Genomic DNA, 21,764 nt, shown 5'->3' on the forward strand with positions numbered 1-21,764 from the left:
CATCATTGCCTCGAATGTGATTTTGCTAGTTGTTAGCCACAAAGCAATATGAATGCCAGTATGATTTATTTTTGTTGAAATTAATTAAAAGTAACTAAAATACAATAGGTTATTCGTTTTTAGTTTGTGCTAGGTGTCGGCGTAGAGTAAAAAGAGGTGATTACCAAAAGTGGTAGACGAAGGTGGTAAATGGTCAAGGTTGCATCAAAATAGGTAAATATACACAAAAGGTGGTAGTTTTAAGGGGTATTACACTCTACCACTTTAGGGTTAGATGATGAATTAAGGTTATGAAATAAAACAATAAAAAATTGAAAATCATAAATTAATGGTATTTGGAATGGATTTTGCTCCTAGTTTCATAAAAGGAAAATTGGAGACTAGTCGGTATGAACGAAGGATGGATTAAATCAACGTGTGCTTATTGTGGCGTCGGATGCGGTATTGAAGCCAGACCTATGTCTAATGGACTGCTAGAAGTCCGTGGCGATAAGGAGCACCCCTCGAATTACGGAAAATTATGTACTAAAGGTATTGCTTTGGGCGACACCGTCATTCATGACGGCCGCTTACTTGCTCCCAAACTGAAAACAGAAGCGGGTGATTGGTGTGATACAGAGTGGGACGAGGCTCTTTCCCGTGTAGCAAAAGGTTTCTCGGATACGATAGAACAATTTGGTCCGGATTCTGTGGCGTTCTATGTTTCTGGACAACTGTTAACAGAAGACTATTACGTCGCGAATAAACTCATAAAAGGTTTTCTTGGTACCGCGAATATCGACAGCAATTCTCGCTTGTGCATGGCGTCTACGGTTGTCGGACACAAGCGTGCTTTCGGAATGGATACCGTTCCCGTTTGCTATGAGGATCTTGAGAAAACTGACTTGGTTATCTTGGTTGGTTCTAACCTGGCCTGGTGTCATCCGGTGCTATTTCAACGGTTGAGAGCCGCTAAACAGACCAACTCCAATCTAAAAGTGATAGTCATCGACCCACGCCGTAATGAATCCTGTGAGATTGCAGACCTACATCTAGCAATTAATCCTGGCTCAGACGTCGCGCTGTTTAATGGCTTATTGGTACACCTTGGTGAGCATAATCTAGTTGATCACGCTTTTATTAGCGCAGCGACAAACGGTTTTAGTGAGGCATACCAGTCTGCACTAAACGGCTCCGAGGTAAGCGAGGTGACGGGCATTGATTTGGCTTCGCTTCAGAAATTCTATGAATGCTTTTCCCAAACAGAAAAAGTCATCACGATTTACTCGCAAGGGGTGAACCAGTCCTCTCAGGGATCCGACAAAGTAAACAGCATCATAAATTGCCACTTAGCGACGGGAAAGATTGGGAAAGAAGGCGCTGGCCCTTTCTCTGTTACCGGACAACCCAATGCGATGGGAGGTCGCGAGGTTGGTGCTCTGGCGAATACGCTGACCGCGCACATGGAATTTCATCCTGATGATATTGATCGTGTTGAAGCTTTTTGGCAAACCGACACATTAGCGAAAAAACCAGGCCTCAAAGCCATTGATATGTTTGATGCTATTCATCGTGGTGAAATTAAAGCGGTGTGGATCATGGCGACAAACCCGATTGTGAGCCTTCCTGATAGCGACAAAATTAAACAAGCTTTGGAAAGCTGTCCTTTGGTGGTGGTTTCGGATTGCGTTGAGAACACGGCGACGACGCCTTACGCTGATATCCTGCTACCTGCGCAAGGTTGGAGTGAAAAATCGGGCACTGTGACCAACTCCGAACGTCGAATCTCGCGACAACGCCGACTGTTAGCCAGTCCAGGAATGGCTAAACCGGACTGGTGGATTATCTCTCAAGTCGCACAACGAATTGGCTTTAAAGAAGCGTTTGATTACTTACATGAGGGAGAAATCTTCCGCGAGTATGCTCAACTTACGACCTTAGGTAACGCAGACCACGGAAGTAAAAAGGCTAAACAGCGAGACCTCAATTTAGCTGGCCTTGTTGAGATTACTGATTCCGAATACAACTCGCTCACTCCTCAGCAGTGGCCAGTAGAGCAGCAACAACACCAAGTGGTGAATCAGAGAATGTTTGCCGATCAACGATTTTTTACCGAGGATCATCGTGCTAACTTTATCGCGGTAAAACATACACCGCCGCAAGCATCAACAACGAAAGTGTACCCGTTAGTTTTGAATACGGGTCGGAGTCGGGATCAATGGCACACCATGACTCGTACAGGGTTATCGAGTCGTTTAGCTGAGCATGCAAGTGAACCTTACGTTTTGATCCATCCTCAAACAGCGATGCAGTATGACCTTTCTAATCACGAAATGGTGGTTGTGTTCAATAACAACGGTGAGTGTGTTGTTAAGGTTGTTACCAGTGACACTATGAAGCCAGGCGAGCTGTTTGTTCCTATTCACTGGAATGAAATTACAGGCCCGTTAAGTAAGCCTTGCGCTCTGGTTGATTCGCGAACGGATACTTTGTCTGGTCAACCTGAGTTTAAATACACCCCTGTAGATATAAAGCCTTATGACTATCAGACCAGTGCTACCGTATTGGTCAAAGACGCGATTTTGATGAGTAACGTTGGGTACGTCTCCAGACAAAAAGTAGATGGCGGCTATTTATATCGTATTCGTTCACCGATGGAGATTACCGAGCTGCAGAAGAAAATTGAACGACTATTACCGAGTTCGTCATCTGCTGATAAGCTCATTTGCCGTGATGATTCATCCATAAAAGGAATGGCGGCAGTCGTCGAAAACAAAGTTACCTCGTTATATAAACTGACGAAAGATGAGCCAAGTGATCTGGAAGTTCAGGCGTTGAGTGCGTTGTTCAACAGCAGCGCTGACGAGGGTTCTTCTCTGCATGCTTTATTGGGTAATTAGCGCACCCATAGGAACACCAAGGGTAACAGTCGTCTTCTGTTACCCTTTTCTTTTTCCAACCTGTTCAGTCATTCAATCACGACAAACAAATCTTGTACTAAAACAAACAATGTCAGTTGTTTGTTTTTTCTTACACACAGGAATTTATACGTAAACTATTGAAATAATGTATTTTTGATGATTGGTATGCATTTCGCAACAACGGTCATGAGTCTAAATTAAAAAGGAGATAGACCATGGCAATTCGTCAATGTGCAATTTACGGTAAAGGTGGTATCGGTAAATCCACTACAACTCAAAACTTAGTAGCGGCGCTTGCTGAAGCAGGGAAGAAAGTCATGATCATTGGCTGTGACCCTAAAGCCGACTCAACCCGATTGATTCTACACTCCAAAGCACAGAATACCATCATGGAGATGGCGGCTGAAGCGGGAACGGTTGAAGACATCGAACTAGAAGATGTACTTAAAATCGGTTACGGCGATGTTCGCTGTGTTGAGTCAGGCGGTCCAGAGCCAGGTGTTGGCTGTGCGGGTCGCGGTGTTATCACGGCCATCAACTTTTTGGAAGAAGAAGGAGCCTACGAGGAAGACTTGGACTTCGTATTCTACGACGTACTGGGTGACGTTGTATGTGGTGGTTTTGCGATGCCAATTCGTGAAAACAAAGCAGAAGAAATCTACATCGTTGTTTCAGGCGAAATGATGGCGATGTACGCCGCGAACAACATTTCTAAAGGTATCTGTAAATATGCGACGTCAGGTAATGTTCGTCTTGCGGGCTTAATCTGTAACTCTCGTAACACTGACCGTGAAGATGAGTTAATCATGGCTCTGGCAGCTAAGATCGGTACTCAAATGATTCACTTCGTTCCTCGTGACAACATCGTACAACGTGCAGAGATTCGTCGTATGACCGTTATCGAATACGATCCTAAATGTAACCAAGCGGACGAATACCGCACTCTTGCTAAGAAAGTTATCGAGAACCAAAAATTCGTTATCCCTGAGCCATGCACCATGGATGAGCTTGAAGATCTGCTTATGGAATTCGGCATCATGGAAGTCGAAGATGAATCAATCATCGGTAAGACGGCTGATGAGGAAGAGGCTGCTTAATCAAGCGTTAAAACTCTCGAGCGTTACATTGAATCCTAATGGATAAGGACAAATTATGACGATGAATAAAGAGCAAACTCAAGCGCTTATCGATGAAGTGCTGGAGGTGTATCCGGAAGTCGCCAGAGCTGACCGTAAAAAGCATGTCGCGGTTAACGACAGCTCAGCAGACAGCAGTAAATGCATTACTTCAAACCGTAAGACCTTACCTGGTGTTATGACAGTACGTGGTTGTGCGTATGCTGGCTCCAAAGGTGTGGTTTGGGGACCGATCAAAGATATGATTCATATCTCGCATGGTCCTGTTGGTTGTGGTCAATATTCACGAGCTGGTCGCCGAAACTATTACTCGGGTACGACAGGTGTCGATAGTTTTGGCACGTTAAACTTCACCACAGACTTCCAGGAGCGCGATATTGTCTTTGGCGGCGATAAAAAATTGGCTTCCGCGATTGATGAAATCGAGACACTTTTCCCGCTGGTTAAAGGCATCAGTATTCAATCTGAATGCCCGGTTGGTCTTATTGGTGACGATATCGAAGCGGTAGCCAAAACGAAATCGCAAGAGATAGGCAAGACAATCGTTCCGGTTCGCTGTGAAGGTTTCCGAGGTGTTTCCCAGTCACTTGGTCACCATATCGCGAATGATACGTTGCGTGATTATGTTCTCGACGGTTCGGCTGATAAAGAGTTTGAATCGACCGACTACGACGTCGCGATTATTGGTGACTACAACATCGGTGGGGATGCCTGGTCATCTCGCATCATCCTGGAAGACATGGGGCTTCGAGTTGTTGCTCAGTGGTCTGGCGATGGTACGTTACCAGAGCTAGAAAATACGCCAAAAGTAAAGCTCAACTTAGTGCACTGTTACCGTTCTATGAACTATATCGTTCGTTACATGGAAGAAAAACACGGCATTCCTTGGATTGAGTACAACTTATTTGGCCCGACCAAGATTGAAGAATCCATGCGCAAGATTGCAGCGTTGTTTGATGAAAAAATCCAGCAACAAACCGAAGAAGTTATCGCCCGTTACCGAGAACAATGGAACGCAGTAATTGAGAAGTATCGCCCTCGTCTTGAAGGCAAACAAGTGATGCTTTACGTCGGTGGTCTGCGACCTCGTCATATTATCGGAGCCTATGAAGATTTGGGCATGGAAATCGTCGGTGCAGGTTATGAGTTTGCGCACAACGATGACTACGTCAAAACCACACCGGAAATGAAAGACGCCACCTTATTGTTCGATGACGCGAGTTCTTATGAGCTTGAAGAGTATGTGAAACGTCTGAAACCTGATCTCATCGGCTCGGGTATCAAAGAGAAGTACATATTCCAGAAAATGGGCTTCCCATTCCGTCAGATGCACAGCTGGGACTACTCAGGTCCTTACCACGGCGTGGATGGTTTCGCGATCTTTGCACGCGATATGGATATGACAATCAATAACCCTTGTTGGAGCAACCTAACCGCTCCTTGGAAAAGCCAAGATGCTGTTGAGTTAGCGAAAACAGCTTAAAGCACTTAACGCTAATGTGGGAAGGGATTTCCAATTGTATTAACCGAACCGGCGTTCACAGATTAGTGGCACGGTAGGAGAGAAACTATGACTCAGAATATTGAAGAGATCAAAGCGGGTTATTCACTGTTTCAAGAGCCAGAATACCAAGAGTTGCTCGCGAATAAACGCAGTCACTTTGAGGAAGCTGTTGAAGCAAACAAAGTGAAAGAAGTGTTTGAATGGACCACGACGAAGGAATACCAAGAGCTTAACTTTAATCGTAAACACATTACCATCGACCCAGCGAAAGCGTGTCAGCCCCTTGGTTCTGTATTGTGTGCACTCGGCTTTGAAAAAACGTTGCCTTATGTCCACGGTTCACAAGGTTGCGTGGCGTATTTTAGAACGTATTTTAACCGTCATTTTAAAGAACCTGTTGCCTGTGTGTCTGACTCGATGACGGAAGATGCAGCCGTATTCGGTGGCCAAAACAATATGTTTTATGGTCTGCAAAATGCTTATGCCCTGTATAAACCAGAGATGATTGCGGTATCGACCACATGTATGGCTGAGGTTATTGGTGATGACTTAAATGCCTTTATTGGTAATGCGAAAGAGGGCGGTTACCTACCTGCTTCTGTGCCGACACCATTTGCTCATACACCAAGTTTCGTCGGCAGCCATACCAATGGTTGGGATGGAATGTTAGAGGGGGTTTTACGTTACTTTACTGTGAACAGCGGCGAAACCTATACACCAGGTTCAACCAACGCTCTCAATATTGTCCCTGGCTTTGAAACCTATTTAGGTAATTACCGCGTTATTCACCGTATGTTGGGTGAGATGGGTGTCGATTATCAGATGCTTTCTGATCCGTCAGAGGTATTAGACACCCCGGCAGATGGTGAATATCGCATGTACGCGGGTGGTACCAAAGTCGATGAAGTTAAGCGCGCACCTAACGCAAAAGCCACGCTGCTTCTCACTCCAACACAGTTACCAAAAACGAAAAAATTTGTCGAAACGACCTGGAAACAAGATGTGCCAGCGCTGGATATTCCGATGGGCTTAGAGTGGACAGACAATTTCTTAATGAAAGTTTCTGAGCTAACTGGACAACCGATCCCTGAGTCATTGAGTACAGAGCGAGGCCGTTTGGTAGACATGATGACCGACTCTCATACCTGGTTACATGGTGTCAAAGTGTCGCTTTATGGTGATCCGGATTACTTGTCTGGTATGTGTAAGTTCTTGATGGAACTTGGCTGTGAAATCAAACATGTACTGTGTCACAACGGTAATAAACGCTGGCGCAAAGCACTGGAGTCTATGTTGGCAGACAGCCCTTACGGTCAGGGAGCAGAAATTCTAGTGGGCAAAGATCTTTGGCATCTGCGTTCACTGATGTTTACCGATAAACCGGATCTGCTAATTGGCAACTCTTACGGTAAGTTCATTGAGCGCGATACCAAAGCGAAAGGTGAAGAGTTCCAAGTTCCTTTGGTTCGCATTGGATTCCCAATCTTCGACCGTCATCACCTCCATCGCAGCACAACGCTTGGGTATGAAGGTGCGATGTACATCCTGACGACACTGGTTAATGAAGTACTAGCCAAACTTGACCGTGACACCATGACGCTTGGTAAAACCGACCTTGGTTTTGATTTGGTTCGCTAAATCATAAGCCATAAAGGATTGGATACAGAGGGCTGGTACTAGGGGGCTCCATGTGGACAGCATTAAACCACAACAGGTTAGCACGCTTTAGTTCAGCCCTTTCTCATTGAATAAAGGAGAAGAGCATGGCCAACGTAATGATTCAATACAATGAGGTTGGAGAACTTAGCCTTTACCTCGCTAAGAAAGACCTTGAAGAAAACATTACTCACTTTGAATTTGACGAAGAAAATAAATGGGGTGGAGAGGTTCATTTATCGAGTGGCGCGGTGTATTACATCGAACCCATGAACAAGCCAAAGTTACCGATCACCGTAAGAGCTAAGCGACTTCAGGCTGCTTAGAGGAGGACAGGTTATGAACGAAGAAATTACCCCTTCGGTTGCACTGCGTATCGCGCTAGCGGCGAAATCACTTCCTAACATTGACGTTAGTGGTTTATTAGGGTTACTGGTGCAGCATGTGAGTGCGCCATTAACTGAAACAGAACTGATGCGAATTTCTCCCAAAGCGTTCCGTCTTTTAATTCTATCTCTGGATGGAGAACAAACGCGTAAAGATATCAGTCACGCTTATACGATACTGACGAGTACAGAACTTGGTGACGTTGAACCACCTCGGGTGACACCTTCTGCGCCTTTGGACGGTCCCAAACTGACTGTCGCATTAACCTCTAATCAGGGCGAAATGGTAAACGGGCATTACGGATCGTGCCTTCGTATTCTTATTTACGAAGTAAACGAGACAGAATTTCAGCTTATTCAGGTCAGTGAAGTGAACCGAGAGTGGCAAGGCGAGGAGCGTGCTCTGCATTTAGTAGAGCTGATTAAGGGATGCCAGATACTGTTTACTTTGTCGATTGGCGGCCCTGCAGCGGCACGCGTGACCAGAGCTAACGTCCACCCAATTAAACGCCCGCAAGCTGTTGAGGCAAAAACCGTGATGGAAGAGTTGCAGGTTATGCTGGCAAATACGCCACCTCCCTGGATTCAGAAACTGCTTGGTACTTATGTTCCTCAGCATCACGGGGAACCCGCTTATGAATAACGTAAACACTTTCCACGAGCCATTCCCGCTCACGGCTAATCTGCTGGAACAACTGGGTATGGAAATAGATAAGCTGATTGCGCAAGGCGTAAATGAGCAAACGCGACTCACTGAACGATACCCTAACGTGAGAATTACGTTGTGTAGCGAAGATGAGATGGGATGTCGTGAACCCTATCAGAGTTACGGCCATTACGATCTTTATTTGTACGCACAACAAGCGTCGGGATGTTTGACGCTGACACATTACCCGGAAGCGAGCTCCGGTTTGGTTGTCGCTCTTCACGAATAGCGGCGCGTTTTTTGTCGGCTTTACGACAATGTCAGCTTTTATCTTTGTTGGTGTCTTTATTAATCAATAGGTTATGGGTGGAATGGCGCTTGCAGCTAACAAAGTGTTTGGTATCTCAACTTTAACTGTTGCAACTCAAGGAGAGACGCATGAAGCGATCGGAGATCAAGTTACTGCAAGATGAACCCGCCTGTGAGCACAACAGCGGAGAAAAAAGTGGTTGTAGCCGACCAAAGCCCGGAGCAACGGCTGGTGGCTGTTGTTTTGATGGCGCTCAGATAAGTTTATTACCTATAGCGGATGTGGGGCACATTGTGCATGGTCCGATTGGCTGTGCGGGAAACAGCTGGAACAACCGCGGGACTCGCGCTCTAGGCAGTAATCTGTTTCGATATGGATTCACCACGGACCTCAATGAGCAGGACGTTATCATGGGGCGAGCGGAGAAACGTCTGCTACACGCGATAAAACAGCTGATTAAACAACATCAACCACCTGCGGTTTTTGTTTATATGACCTGCGTACCTGCTCTCGAAGGCAATGACATTGAAGCCATCTGTTCTCTTGCCACAGAGCGTTGGAACATCCCTGTGATTCCTGTCGATGCGGCTGGCTTTTATGGTAATAAAAACCTGGGTAACCGAATCGCCGGGAATGTGATGGTTGAGCGCGTCGTGGGCAGCGCCGAGCCTCCAGCGAAACCAAAAATGCTTCACGACTCAACTCGGCTAGTACACGATATCGTTCTTATTGGTGAATACAACATTGCCGGAGAGTTTTGGCATGTATCGCCATTATTTGAGCGTTTAGGGTTAAGAGTGTTGTGCTGTATGGCGGGTGATACTCAGTTCCACCAAATACAAACTATGCATCGTGCAGACGCTGCCATGGTCGTTTGTGCCCGAGCACAAGTGAATGTTGCACGAAAACTAGAAGAAAAATGGGGTATACCTTGGTTTGAAGGAAGCTTTTACGGTATCGAAGATACATCGAATTCACTACGAGAATTTGCCCGTTTACTTGGTGACCCCAAACTGAGCGAAGAAGTAGAAGCGTTGATTGCAGAAGAAGAAAGTCGCATTCGCTCGGCTTTGGTACCCTACGCAGAAAAGTTGCGTGGTAAGCGAGCGCTGCTTTATACCGGAGGCGTTAAGTCCTGGTCAGTAGTGAGCGCCTTGCAAGAGCTTGGTATTGAGTGTGTCGCTACCGGTACCCGTAAATCCACACAATCCGATAAAAATAAAATTCTGGAGATAATGGGCAAAGACGCGCTCATGCTGGATGAAGGTGGCGCCAGGTTGTTGCTCGATACTTATCATCAACATCACGCTGAGGTCATGATTGCCGGTGGCCGAAATATGTACACCGCATTAAAAGCGAAGCTGCCTTTTTTAGATATTAACCAAGAGCGGGAACATGCCTATGCTGGTTACGAGGGCATGCTTAGGTTAGCAAAAGAGCTATGTAGAACAATAGAAGCGCCCATTTGGCAAACCGTTCAAAGTCAGGCTCCCTGGATCGTCGAAGACGCAACATTCACTTCTGCCATCATTGAAAAAGGAGCCTGATATGGTTACTCCAATCAAACAAAATTCACCACTGGTTACTCAGCCGTTAAAGACGAGCCCGGCAACGGGTGCTACGTTGGCGACCCTTGGTTTTGCTGGCTCCATACCTTTGATGCACGGTTCTCAAGGTTGTAGTGCGTTCACTAAAGTTTACCTTATCCAACACTTGAGGGAGCCGATTCCATTGCAGAACACGGCAATTGACCAAGTTTCTGCAGTTATGGGCGGAGAGGGTAATGTAAGTGAAGCACTACAAGTATTATGTGAAAAACACGCGCCAGAATTGATCGTACTTATGAGCACGGGTTTAACTGAAATGCAGGGGGCTGACCTGTATCACACCATTACCGAATTCACTCTCAAGCACCCGCAATATTCGGATACGAGAATTGTTCCTGTTCTGACGCCGGATTTTGTCGGTTCCATGCAAACTGGATACGCGCATACGGTTCGTAGTGTGGTGAAGCAATTGGTTAAAGGGCCGACAGGTCGAGACAAACAGCGCAAACAAGTGAATATCCTTTGTTCTATAGGAATGACTTCTGCGGATATTGAAACGATTAAACGCTACGTGGAAGCATTCGAATTGGACTCTGTCATTGTGCCCGACTTATCGCTTTCGTTAGACGGTCATTTAGGTCGAGAGGATTTTAGCGCGACCAGTACTGGAGGTACCTCGGTCCTTGAAGTTGAGTTGATGGCTGACAGCGCGATCACGTTGGTATTCGGCGAATCTCTCGATGAGGTAGCAAGGTGGCTTAAAGTGAGGTTTGGTATTCGCTATCACCAATTTGGGATGGCAATGAACCTGGACGTAATCGACCAATTTATCATGACGTTATCGGAGCTAAGTGGTCGCGCTGTGCCCGGCTGGATAACACGTGAGCGCCAACGACTGCAGGATGCATTACTCGATGTCCATTTTTTGCTCAGTGGCGAGCAATACACCATCGCACTTGAACCCGACTTGGCGAGTGGTTACGTTGACCTAATCACCATGGCAGGTGGTAACGTTAGTCAGGTCGTCACGACGTTAGATGTTCCGGGTTTGCAAGACATGGAAGCACAAGAAGTAATTGTTGGTGACTTATCGTGCATCGATCTGTCCAACCCGGAGTTAACCTTAGTGATTGGTAACAGCCATTGTGCCAACGTATGTGAGCCGGTTGTCCCTGTTATGCGGGTCGGCTATCCATGTTTTGACCAGTTCGGAAATATGGAGCTCAAACAAACAGGCTATGAAGGTGCTCGTCAACGACTGTTCGCACTTGCCAACTTGTTGCTTCGCAACCACAAAGACGAGGTAACACCCCACGTAAGCTACTATCGTTTTGGTGCAAATGACGTGTTACCAACAACGGAGGGGTTATGAAGTCGACAAAAAGAAGGCTATATCTTCCACCGGAGCCAACTCAGGAAAAACTGCGCGTTAAAATTGCTTTTACTACGTCAGATAGACAAACGGTTGACCAACACTTTGGTTCTGCGAAAGGTGTATTGATTTACGGTATCTACCACACCGAGTGGCACCTGATGGAAGCCATTGAGTACCGAACTAGCGGCCCTGCACACGATAAGTTACCCAGTCGTATCGAAGATTTATCGGGGTGCGCAGCAATATTCTGTAACGCGTGCGGTGCTTCGGCGATACGACAATTGTTGGAGTGTGATATCCAGCCAGTCAAAGTAAATGAGAAATGCGACATTCACTTTTTATTGAATGAAGTCCTGGCTGAGTTAGACAGCGCTCACACAGGATGGCTTTCCAGAGCGCTAAAGAAAAATAAGCAGCCCGACACCTCAGGCACCGAAAAGAGGCTCACTCAGCTAATGGATGAAGAATGGTAATTGTAAAACAAGGATGGTTAATATGACGACGCAACTCAGTTATACCCGAGGTGGTGAACCGTGGGCACCTCAATTTATCGAGGCGATTGATGAACAAAAATGTATAGGGTGTGGCCGCTGTTTTAAAGTGTGCTCCCGAAATGTCTTCGACTTAATTGAGAAGGAGGCCACGGATGATGATGATGACTATTATGATGAAGACGAAATCATGATGGTGATGACTCTGAAAGACCAAATGGACTGTATCGGATGTATGTCCTGCGCCAAAGTTTGTCCTAAAAACTGTCAGACGTTCACCGCACCCTCTGCATAAATAACAAAAGGATGAGTTCTCATCCTTTTTTAGTCAGTCCTTTTTATCCCCTTAATGTTTCTTAGCTGACAATTTGTTTTGTTATAAACCCTACAAACGGTATGACAATTTTGTCGCTCTTATTCCAATGTCACATCAAGAGCATTTTTTTATTTCTTAAAAATCATATGGTTGTGCCTTTTTGTGATCTTGGTTGGGTTATTGCAACGGTAACAATATCGAAAGAACCGAAAGATATTCAACCAAGGAGTGGCTATGTGGGATTACTCGGAAAAGGTGAAGGAACACTTCTTTCATCCAAAAAACGCAAAATTAGTTAGTGACGCTAATGCACGTGGGGATGTTGGTTCAATCAGTTGCGGGGACGCATTGAGTTTAACGCTTAAAGTTGAACCTGACACTGAAGTGATCTTAGACGCTGGTTTTCAAACCTTCGGGTGTGGAAGCGCGATTGCGTCGTCATCAGCACTGACAGAGATGATCATCGGTAAATCACTTGATGAGGCCATGAGCATTACAAATAACGACATCGCGGAATATCTTGATGGTCTACCGCCAGAAAAAATGCATTGTTCTGTAATGGGGATGGAAGCATTACATGCGGCAGTCGCTAACTATCGTGGTGAAACGTTAGAAGATGACCATGAAGAAGGTGAGTTAATCTGCAAGTGCTTTGCTATTGATGACTTGATGATAAAACGCGTGGTCGCAGCCAATAAACTCACCACACTTGATGAAGTGATCAACTACACCAAGGCGGGCGGAGCATGCACCTCTTGCCATGAAAAAATTGAGTGGGTATTAGAAGATTGCCTTAAAGAAATGGCAGAACAAGGTTTGATTACTGATGTATCCAAAAAACTCGATGAGCCGGAAACTGAGATCGTCGCCATTGTTGAGTCCATCATTGAACAAGTTCGTCCTTCGGTGCAATCCGATGGCGGTGACATTAGTCTGGTCGATATTGAAGACAATATCATTTTTGTTGAAATGAGCGGCGCATGTGTTGGTTGTGGTTTATCTGGCCTGACGATGGCGAACTTGGAACAAAAAATCACTCAAGCCTTGGGTGACGCTTATACGGTATTCCCAGTTCAACAAAACGCATCGAACACGATTAAAAAGGAAGGCTCTTATGACGTATAACGCTAAATTAAGCAGTGATAAGCTGGTTTACCTTGATAACAATGCGACAACCCGTATTGACCCTAAAGCGCTCGAAGTGATGTTACCGTATCTAGATACTTTTTATGGCAATCCTTCTTCGATTCATCGTCTTGGAGCCGCCGTCGGTCATGCGATGGAGACAGCACGCGAACAAGTTCAGCAGTTAATTGGTGCGGAACACGCAAGCGAAGTCATCTTTACTTCTTGTGCGACCGAAGCAACTTCTACGGCCATTCTATCTGCGGTTGAAGCCTACCCAGATAAGAAAGAGATCATTACCACACAAGTTGAGCATCCGGCGACGCTGCAACTTTGTCAGATGTTGGAGCGTAAAGGCTACACCGTTCACTGGATAGGTGTGGATAAAAAAGGTCGCCTCGACATGACTGCCCTCAAAGCGGCTTTAAGCCGCAATGTTGCGATACTTTCTATCATGTGGGCCAACAATGAAACCGGCACGATATTTCCTATTGAACAAGTCGCTCAACTGGCGAAATCATTTGGTGTGACTGTTCATGTAGACGCGGTCCAAATGGTAGGGAAATGCCCGGTAAATGTACAAACTTGCCCGATTGATATGTTGTCTATTTCGGGGCACAAGTTTCATGCGCCAAAAGGGATTGGGGCTTTATATGTAAAACGTGGGACTAAGTTCCGTCCGTTATTACGTGGTGGACACCAAGAGCGTGGAAGACGTGCTGGCACGGAAAACGCAGCATCTGTCATCGCAATGGGTAAGGCGGCTGAACTGGCATGTGTAGCACTTGAAACAGAAACGCATCGAATTCAAATGCTTCGTGATCGGCTTGAACAAGGGCTACTTGCGCGAATTCCCAATTGCTTTGTGACGGGCTTTCCGAAACGTCGAGTTCCCAATACCACCAACATCGCTGTGGAGTATGTCGAAGGTGAGGCGCTTTTGTTGATGATGAATCAGGTTGGTATTGCCGCATCGTCGGGGTCCGCTTGTACCTCAGGATCACTAGAGCCGTCTCATGTGATGAAAGCGATGCAGATACCTTTTACTGCGGCCCACGGTACATTGCGATTTTCTCTGTCTCGATTTACAACCGATGAAGATATCGATCATGTGCTCGAACATTTGCCGCCGATCGTCGCACGATTGCGTGAAATGTCGCCGTATTGGAACTCAGAAACACAACAGGGTAGTGAGACGGAATTTATTCCAGTCTATGGCTAGGAGTGTCGCGATGGATAAGCAAGCGCAACCGTTAAATGTCATTATCAATGACACAACATTACGTGATGGTGAACAGAGCCCCGGTGTGGGCTTTACCATCGACGAAAAGGTAAACATTGCTCTATTGCTCGAGTCTGCAGGCGTCAGTGAGCTTGAAGTCGGTATCCCGGCGATGGGTGAGCGGGAGCGTGAGGGTATTAAGGCTATCACCCATAGTCTCACACATTCCAAGACGATGGGGTGGTGTCGGATGTTAGCGGAAGATGTGGATTGTGCGGTTGATCTTGGACTCGATTGGCTTGATCTTTCGGTACCTGTATCGCACCAGCAAATCAAACATAAACTGAATAAGACACTGGAGCAGGTGATAAGCGCTTGCGAATCCGTCATTCAACAAGCCATAGATAACGGTATGCAAGTCTGTGTGGGAATGGAGGACGCATCCCGCGCCGATCATGATGTGTTATGCCGGGTACTCGAAGTGGCGGAATCTTTTGGCGCGAGCCGGGTTCGTTTCGCTGACACACTCGGTATTCTCGACCCGTTTTCTACATACCAGACCATATCTGGATTACGAGCTCAAACGGGTCTTCACATTGAGATGCATGCACATAACGATTTGGGAATGGCGACCGCGAACTCTTTAGCGGCAATACGTGCGGGGGCGAACTCTATTAATACGACAGTGAATGGTTTGGGCGAGCGCGCAGGTAATGCCGCGCTGGAAGAGATAGCGGTTGCGCTGAAGGTGCTTAATCACGCAGAAACTGGCGTCGATTTATTAAAGCTTGAAGGTTTGTGTCGTTATGTTCAAGTCGCCTCTGGCCGTCCGCTGATGCCGCAAAAGGCCATTGTTGGGGACTGTGTTTTTACGCATGAATCAGGCATCCACGTTGATGGCTTACTCAAGGATATTAAGAATTATCAGGGTGTTGAACCTAGCCTAGTAGGACGAGACCATCAAATGGTTCTGGGTAAGCACTCAGGTATGCAGGCCATTGAGTCAATCTATACAGCGATGGGGATCAGGCTGACTACAGCACAGTGTGAATTGATAAAAGCACAACTCGTCAATTGGGCTGAAACTTACAAATGTGTCCCGGATCCTCAGCAGTTGCGTAGTTTCACCTCAGTGATTTTACACACGGCTTAATCTCAAAACTTTCGGGAGAGAATGGTATGGATACCAGAGAGCAGCGTCGGCTTATTGAAGATCTTGAACAACTGGAGGGCGTGGAGGATTTCTTAGAATACTTCGCCATTGACTACGATAGCCAGATTGTACAGAGCAAGCACATTCCGCTGTTAAGGCTTTGTCGTCAGCTCTTAGACGCAAGGAAAGTGACAGACAACTACGATGATTACCGAAGTGCATTATCGATAGCCTATGGACAAATTACGCGCGGAAGGCTTCCTACGGTAAATCAAGGCACTTGTGCGACATGTCAGTCAGATTGTGACCAAGCGGAGTAACCTTATGCAGGCAGAAATACCCCGTTTTGAATCGGGTGACGAAGTTCGAGTAGTGAGAAATATTCGCAATGATGGCAGTTTTCAGGACAGAGACAAAGGAGACTTGCTCGTTGAAGCCGGAAGCGTCGGTATTGTTCGGAGTTACGGTTATTTTTTGCAGACACAGCTCATTTATCAAATTTTTATCGCAGCAGAAAACAAAGTGGTTGGCGTGAGAGACAGTGAAGTTATTGACGCTACATTGCCTTGGGTTCCTTGCCTGTTTCGGTCTTTAGATAAAGCAAAATTGACTTGCAGTTTAGTCATGTTTGGCGAGCCACTTGCGTCCAAAGGTGACGTAATAGAAGTGCACCGAGCTTATCGAAATTTAGATGATGGAACCGTTAACTACGAAGTTAAGTTTGGAGAGCACACGATTACCTTAGATGCCACGCGATTAAGCCCAATAGAGGTATAGGAGTAACAGCATGGAAGCATATAAACGTCACTATCTGACTGCGAAAGTGGCGACAGAAAGATATCAATTAAATCCTCAGTGGCTGAGTGAGCAGCAAAAGCAAGATGTAAACACGCAGGTTGAGCTGCTTTTTCGAATTCAGTCGGCCGTACTAAGCTCAAGTCTGGGTATTCAAACTTACGTTCATGACGATGAGCTTGAACAGGCGATAAATGACGTAATGGAAGGGTATCCAAGCTTAGAGGAATTTTATCGTGCGCTTAACGGGCAACAGTTGTCGGAAAGTGATCTCAGGCTGGCATTAAAGGATGAACTTCGCTGCAATAAAGTGTTAGAAAAAGTCAGTAGTGATGTTCCCGAGCTTAGTGAACAAGCGGCTTTCGAACATTATCAAGCCAACCAGGAAAAGTTTGTACGCCCAAGCCTGTGGGAGCTAAGTCAAATACTGGTCACCGTAAATAACGATATTGAGGAAAACCACCGTAAACCTGCATTTGCTCGTATTCAGACAGCAAAGCAAGAGTTGAAGGAGAGAGATTTTTCTCAAGTCGCACTGAAATATTCTGAATGCCCGAGTGCAGTTAATGATGGCTATCTGGGATGGTGTGAAGAGGCCAAACTTTTTCCGCAAATCGCACAGCAGTTACCACTGCTTGATCTTATGGAGATTAGCTCAGTTATTGAGACGGAAATTGGTTTTCATTTGATTCGTGTCCACTCAGTAAAACCCAGTGGTCATTTACCATTTGAGCAAGCCTATCCCTATCTCAAACAAAAACATCAACAAAGAGCGAAAGCGTACATACAGAAGCAGTGGGTGTCGCAGTTGTTAGCGGAAGAGGGATAGTTTTATGGCCAATAATAGATCTACCCTCAGTTGTTGCTTGGCTGCTGCGATGCTGTTCTCGAGCAACAGCTACAGCCAATCTCTGACACTTGCTGTTGCAAATAACTTCTATCGTCCAATGAAAGCGCTTGCGAGTGATTACACACAACTGCATAGCGAGGATGTAGAAATTAGCACTGGTTCAACGGGCCAGCTTTATGCGCAGATTGTTAACGGTGCACCATTTGACTTGTTCTTTTCAGCCGATCAACGACGACCTCAACTGTTGGTGGAACAACAATTGGCTGATAACCGTTTTACGTACGCACGAGGCGTTTTGGTGGCATGGTCGCCTGTTGAGAATCTTGACGTTAAATCAGAGCTATTTTCGGCAAATTTTCAATACCTTGCGATCGCTGACCCAAAGCTTGCTCCCTATGGGTTGGCAGCACAGCAGATGCTTGAGAAGCATCAAAAGTGGCAAGGTGTGCAGAACAAACTGGTTATCGGTAAAGGGTTGAACGCGACCTATCAATTTGTTTTTACTGGTAATGCACAAATCGGACTGTTGGCCAAATCTCAGGTTTTCCAGCAAGGAAAGTTTCAGTCTGGGAGCGTTTGGCAAGTGCCTTCGAGTGCTTACCAGTCAATTAAGCAAGATGCAGTGACGCTGACGTTGGGGAAAAGTAAAGCCAGTGCGACGCAATTTATTGCTTACCTGAAAAGCGACCGCGCTAAAGCGATCATTCGCAGCTATGGCTATTTGACCGACTAAAAGAAAGAGTGAGGAATACGCCATTGGATGGTTTAGTGATTGTTACAACACTCAAGTTGGCTTTCGTCGTAACGTGCGCACTGTTGGTGATTGGCATACCTACAGCTTGGTGGTTATGTCATGGTAAATCGCGTTTTAAGCCGGTGATAGAGTCTGTTCTGCTGCTACCTTTGGTTCTGCCGCCGACCGTTCTCGGTTTTTACATGCTCGTACTACTTGGACCGCAGGGCAGTGTGGGACAAATTTTATATCAGTTGGGCTGGCAACAACTGCCGTTCACTTTCACGGGTATCGCGGTAGCTTGCACCATACACTCGCTACCGTTCGTCCTCCAACCGCTTAAGAACGCGTTCGCCGCCATTGGTAAAAGACCAATGGAAGTGGCGGCAACATTACGAGCGTCGCCATTCGATACGTTTGTGACGGTCACTCTGCCTTTAGCATGGCCGGGTGTTTTATCTTCTGCTGTCATGGGGTTTTGCCACACACTAGGCGAGTTCGGCGTGGTGCTTATGATTGGAGGAAATATACCGGGACAGACTCGGGTTATGTCGGTCGAAATTTACAATCATGTCGAAGCACTCGACTACCTAAATGCTCATATTTTATCAGCCGGATTAGTCGGTTTTTCTTTTCTGGCGTTGTTGTTGATTCATTGGCTCAACAATCTGCATAAAGCCAGAATGGAGTAGGAGGACTCGTATGATCAACGCGACAGTTATTGAAAGTGAAGGCGTGATAATTACTGAAAATGAAGGTTTAATAAGCGCGAAGCTGAACATCAACTATGAAGACTTTCAGCTCAAGGCAGAGTTAAATCTGCCCAGTCGAGGTGTGACCGTGCTTTTTGGGCATTCAGGTTGTGGGAAGACTACCTGTTTGAGAGCAATTGCGGGGCTTGTCCGAGTTGAACAAGGCGAAGTACGAGTCAACAGCGAACAGTGGCAAAGCTGGGATGGAAAAGTTTTTCTTCCTACTTTTGAACGCCGAATCGGTTACGTTTTTCAGGAGCCAAGTCTATTTCCGCATTTAAACGTTGATCAAAACCTCGCTTATGCCGAGAAGCGGGTAAAGACACAACCAACGCTGTTTAAACGTGACAGCATTTTGCAGCTATTAGGCATCAATCACTTGTTGAGTCGTTATCCATCACAACTTTCCGGAGGAGAGAAACAGCGAGTGGCGATTGCGCGTGCTTTGCTGACACAGCCCCAATTGTTGCTGATGGACGAGCCGTTATCGGCACTGGACCATGCCAGAAAAGAAGAATTTTTACCTTACCTTGAACGCCTTCAGAGGGTGTGGGATCTGCCTATCATCTATGTCACTCACTCGGTACAGGAACTAGCAAGGTTAGCCGATCATATTGTGTTGTTTAATCAAGGCAACATTATCGCCAGTGGTGGTGCTCAACAGGTAATGTCTGACGCTCAGTTTAGTCATCTGTTTGGCGAGGAAATGGGGAGCGTATTTGACACAGTGGTGAAAAGCCGTTGCGAAAAGTACGCAATGACCGAGTTAAGTTGTGACGATGTCACGTTTTATGTGCCCGGCGAAACAGCGAACATTGGAGAGCGTCAGCGTTGTCGGATTCTGGCCAGCGACGTGGGGATAGCATTGGATGAACCTGTTTCCACCACAGTACTTAACCCGTTACCGGCAAAGATTATCGAGATTGAGTCGAATTCGATTCAATCTGGTGAAGCTTTAGTTGTATTGGAACTCGTTAATCAACAACGTTTACTCGCCAGAGTAACGGTTAAATCGCTTCATGAACTCGACTTACAGCGAGACCAGCGTGTCTGGGCGCTCATTAAAGCTGTCGCGATTTGTTAAGAGCGATAGATTAGCTAAGAGCAATAGATCAAATACCCGAGTAGCGCACTTTTTGGTGAGACACCACTTTTATTCGTTCATCTATACTTTCAATAGATAGTCATGATGGAGAGGTGGCTGCCATGGACTTTACAGAAAAACTTCGGCTAAAAGGTAAGGCGGAAGAAGACCTCTATTTTGCGAAGTTAGACAGTCAGCTTATCGAAGCACTGCATGCAAAGCAGAAGCAAGAGCAGGCTATTTTGAAGTCAGAAGAGTCGCAGGATCCAATCCTAACGGCAACGATGGAAACAAAATAACCAGCGCTATCTGAATAATGTTTTTACAGACAGATGCCCGCGAAATCCCACTTAGGTCATGTCAATTACGTTGAGTGGGCAAGACGCGTTTTTACGATCTATTACGCCCACCATTTAATACCGGGCTTTCTTCAAACTTAAGTAACCTTCTACCATCAGTACAAAAACAGCGAGCCAAATTGCAATATACGTTGGCCACTCTTTCGCTGTGATACTCTCACCTAACAAAATCGCCACCACAACTAAAAGAACGGGTTCAACATAGACCAACAGACCAAACAAACTGAGGTTAAGGTGCGGCGCAGACAAAGATTGAAATGCCAGGGCTAACGTACTGATTAACCCCAAACCGAAAATTAACCACAGGAGATCAGAACTTACATTGATCTCTTGAAGAATGTAGCCGCTTTCAAAAATAAAGTAGAGACTGACAGGCAGGCTCAGCATCATATCGAACCAAACACCACCAATATTGTTAGTCTCAGTTTTTTGTCTTAGCCAAAAATAGATTGGGTAACCTAAGCAGACAACCAGTGTAGGCCAGGCTAATGTCTGCGAGATGACCATTTGGTTGAGAATGCCCAGTATGGCAAAAAAGCACGCTAATTTTTGAAAACGCGACAATTGATCGTTAAATGCCAAACGTCCCACCAAAACTAACGTGATCGGCATAATAAAGTAGCCAAGCGATACCGCAAGTCCATAGCCGTTCACGGGTGCCCACAAAAATAGCCACAACTGGATTCCAATTAAAAAAGACGTCAAGAACCGAGTTAAGATGAACATTAAGTTAAATTGCAATAATCGCTGAAAGATACCCACAACTTGATGCCAATTGCCGTTTAGCAAAATGAAACCCGTTAAAAGAGGGAAAGTGATTAAAATACGCCATCCATAAATTTCTTCTCCATCTAGTTCACCGAGTAAAGACGTGTAAGCGAACATAGCGGCGAAGAGGGCCGACCCGATGATATTGAGAGTCACGCCAAAAGGAGTATTGGTTCTAGTGTGCATAATTATTTTCGAGTGCGATTCAAATTGATGATGGTACTTATACCAATCGTAGTAAATAACTGGTCATTCTAGCTTGTTAAAATGCTCGATAACGGCGTTAAAATTTTTGATTGTAGGATAACTACTTATCGAAAAATTTTGCCTTGTTCTCCAGCATTTTTCCTACGCTACCTCTGATCACTTACTTACTGTGATTGGTATTTCAAAACACGTGAGCTTGTTAGCGTAGTTACGAGCGGACTTATTCAGGAATGAGTAAGTTGTTTTACCGCATGATTATCGATTGCTCAATGTGTTGCAAAATTATTGTTGCGTTCTGTTGCGTAAGCTAACAGAAATGAAACATCTTTGCACCAAGTGTGTGCTTGAGTGCATAAAAAAATAAGATTCGAGGTTGCTCATACGCTTCTCGTAGATAGATGAGCCAGAAACCTTTAATTTATTATGTCTATTCCTGTTAATCTTAAAAT

At 45.7% G+C, this 21,764-nt stretch carries 22 protein-coding genes; 21 read left to right on the forward strand and 1 reads right to left on the reverse strand.

Going from position 1 to position 21,764, the window contains the following annotated elements; all coding sequences use genetic code 11:
• The first annotated feature begins 389 nt into the window (after positions 1 to 389).
• The 21 genes from V1U08_RS00500 (at position 390) to V1U08_RS00600 (ending at position 20,280) form a co-directional block, all read left to right on the forward strand.
• Positions 390 to 2,879 carry a molybdopterin oxidoreductase family protein gene (locus V1U08_RS00500; protein WP_330469620.1) on the forward strand — a complete coding sequence of 830 codons (2,490 nt, stop codon included), beginning with the start codon at positions 390 to 392 and terminating at the stop codon, positions 2,877 to 2,879.
• Positions 2,880 to 3,115: 236 nt separating this feature from the next.
• Positions 3,116 to 3,997, forward strand: coding sequence for a nitrogenase iron protein (gene nifH / locus V1U08_RS00505; RefSeq protein ID WP_014234002.1), 882 nt, complete (start codon positions 3,116 to 3,118; stop codon positions 3,995 to 3,997).
• A 55-nt stretch (positions 3,998 to 4,052) separates the two neighbouring features.
• Positions 4,053 to 5,519 carry a nitrogenase molybdenum-iron protein alpha chain gene (nifD, locus tag V1U08_RS00510; protein ID WP_014234003.1) on the forward strand — a complete coding sequence of 489 codons (1,467 nt, stop codon included), beginning with the start codon at positions 4,053 to 4,055 and terminating at the stop codon, positions 5,517 to 5,519.
• Positions 5,520 to 5,606: 87 nt separating this feature from the next.
• Positions 5,607 to 7,178, forward strand: a complete 1,572-nt coding sequence (gene nifK / locus V1U08_RS00515; RefSeq protein ID WP_014234004.1) for a nitrogenase molybdenum-iron protein subunit beta — start codon at positions 5,607 to 5,609, stop codon at positions 7,176 to 7,178.
• Between the two features lie 125 nt (positions 7,179 to 7,303).
• Complete coding sequence (gene nifT / locus V1U08_RS00520) at positions 7,304 to 7,522, forward strand: putative nitrogen fixation protein NifT (RefSeq protein ID WP_014234005.1); 219 nt, start codon at positions 7,304 to 7,306, stop codon at positions 7,520 to 7,522.
• Positions 7,523 to 7,535: 13 nt separating this feature from the next.
• Positions 7,536 to 8,225: a NifB/NifX family molybdenum-iron cluster-binding protein gene (locus V1U08_RS00525; protein WP_330469621.1), complete on the forward strand. Its 690-nt coding sequence runs from the start codon at positions 7,536 to 7,538 to the stop codon at positions 8,223 to 8,225.
• Positions 8,218 to 8,517, forward strand: coding sequence for a hypothetical protein (locus V1U08_RS00530; protein ID WP_330469622.1), 300 nt, complete (start codon positions 8,218 to 8,220; stop codon positions 8,515 to 8,517). Before V1U08_RS00525 ends, V1U08_RS00530 begins: the two co-directional genes overlap by 8 nt.
• Before the next feature lie 149 nt (positions 8,518 to 8,666).
• Positions 8,667 to 10,085 carry a nitrogenase iron-molybdenum cofactor biosynthesis protein NifE gene (gene nifE / locus V1U08_RS00535; protein WP_330469623.1) on the forward strand — a complete coding sequence of 473 codons (1,419 nt, stop codon included), beginning with the start codon at positions 8,667 to 8,669 and terminating at the stop codon, positions 10,083 to 10,085.
• Between the two features lies 1 nt (position 10,086).
• A complete protein-coding gene (nifN, locus tag V1U08_RS00540) occupies positions 10,087 to 11,457 on the forward strand; it encodes a nitrogenase iron-molybdenum cofactor biosynthesis protein NifN (protein WP_330469624.1) in 1,371 nt (456 codons plus the stop codon).
• On the forward strand, positions 11,454 to 11,933 hold the full coding sequence (locus V1U08_RS00545; protein WP_065298783.1) for a NifB/NifX family molybdenum-iron cluster-binding protein: 480 nt from the start codon (positions 11,454 to 11,456) through the stop codon (positions 11,931 to 11,933). Before nifN ends, V1U08_RS00545 begins: the two co-directional genes overlap by 4 nt.
• A 22-nt stretch (positions 11,934 to 11,955) precedes the next feature.
• Positions 11,956 to 12,246: a ferredoxin III, nif-specific gene (fdxB, locus tag V1U08_RS00550; RefSeq protein ID WP_014234010.1), complete on the forward strand. Its 291-nt coding sequence runs from the start codon at positions 11,956 to 11,958 to the stop codon at positions 12,244 to 12,246.
• 255 nt (positions 12,247 to 12,501) lie between these two features.
• Positions 12,502 to 13,392: a Fe-S cluster assembly protein NifU gene (gene nifU / locus V1U08_RS00555; protein ID WP_330469625.1), complete on the forward strand. Its 891-nt coding sequence runs from the start codon at positions 12,502 to 12,504 to the stop codon at positions 13,390 to 13,392.
• On the forward strand, positions 13,382 to 14,614 hold the full coding sequence (gene nifS / locus V1U08_RS00560; protein ID WP_330469626.1) for a cysteine desulfurase NifS: 1,233 nt from the start codon (positions 13,382 to 13,384) through the stop codon (positions 14,612 to 14,614). The genes nifU and nifS overlap by 11 nt, the downstream gene beginning before the upstream one ends.
• Positions 14,615 to 14,624: 10 nt before the next feature.
• A complete protein-coding gene (gene nifV / locus V1U08_RS00565; protein ID WP_330469627.1) occupies positions 14,625 to 15,767 on the forward strand; it encodes a homocitrate synthase in 1,143 nt (380 codons plus the stop codon).
• 26 nt (positions 15,768 to 15,793) lie between these two features.
• Positions 15,794 to 16,087: a nitrogenase-stabilizing/protective protein NifW gene (locus V1U08_RS00570; RefSeq protein ID WP_330469628.1), complete on the forward strand. Its 294-nt coding sequence runs from the start codon at positions 15,794 to 15,796 to the stop codon at positions 16,085 to 16,087.
• A 4-nt stretch (positions 16,088 to 16,091) separates the two neighbouring features.
• A complete protein-coding gene (locus tag V1U08_RS00575; RefSeq protein ID WP_330469629.1) occupies positions 16,092 to 16,544 on the forward strand; it encodes a nitrogen fixation protein NifZ in 453 nt (150 codons plus the stop codon).
• A gap of 10 nt (positions 16,545 to 16,554) precedes the next feature.
• Complete coding sequence (locus V1U08_RS00580) at positions 16,555 to 17,391, forward strand: peptidylprolyl isomerase (RefSeq protein ID WP_330469630.1); 837 nt, start codon at positions 16,555 to 16,557, stop codon at positions 17,389 to 17,391.
• 4 nt (positions 17,392 to 17,395) lie between these two features.
• A complete protein-coding gene (gene modA, locus V1U08_RS00585; protein WP_330469631.1) occupies positions 17,396 to 18,145 on the forward strand; it encodes a molybdate ABC transporter substrate-binding protein in 750 nt (249 codons plus the stop codon).
• An 8-nt stretch (positions 18,146 to 18,153) separates the two neighbouring features.
• The gene (modB, locus tag V1U08_RS00590) at positions 18,154 to 18,837 is read left to right on the forward strand and encodes a molybdate ABC transporter permease subunit (protein ID WP_330469632.1); all 684 of its coding nucleotides are present in this window, start codon (positions 18,154 to 18,156) and stop codon (positions 18,835 to 18,837) included.
• A 10-nt stretch (positions 18,838 to 18,847) separates the two neighbouring features.
• The gene (gene modC, locus V1U08_RS00595; protein ID WP_330469633.1) at positions 18,848 to 19,981 is read left to right on the forward strand and encodes a molybdenum ABC transporter ATP-binding protein; all 1,134 of its coding nucleotides are present in this window, start codon (positions 18,848 to 18,850) and stop codon (positions 19,979 to 19,981) included.
• 122 nt (positions 19,982 to 20,103) lie between these two features.
• On the forward strand, positions 20,104 to 20,280 hold the full coding sequence (locus V1U08_RS00600; protein WP_330469634.1) for a hypothetical protein: 177 nt from the start codon (positions 20,104 to 20,106) through the stop codon (positions 20,278 to 20,280).
• A 114-nt stretch (positions 20,281 to 20,394) separates the two neighbouring features.
• Here the strand turns inward: V1U08_RS00600 and rarD are convergent, their stop codons facing one another.
• On the reverse strand, positions 20,395 to 21,294 hold the full coding sequence (rarD, locus tag V1U08_RS00605) for an EamA family transporter RarD (RefSeq protein WP_330469635.1): 900 nt from the start codon (positions 21,292 to 21,294) through the stop codon (positions 20,395 to 20,397).
• Positions 21,295 to 21,764: the final 470 nt, after the last annotated feature.

This window comes from Vibrio sp. YYF0003 (assembly GCF_036350715.1).
In the GTDB taxonomy this organism is placed as follows: Bacteria; Pseudomonadota; Gammaproteobacteria; order Enterobacterales; family Vibrionaceae; genus Vibrio; species Vibrio natriegens.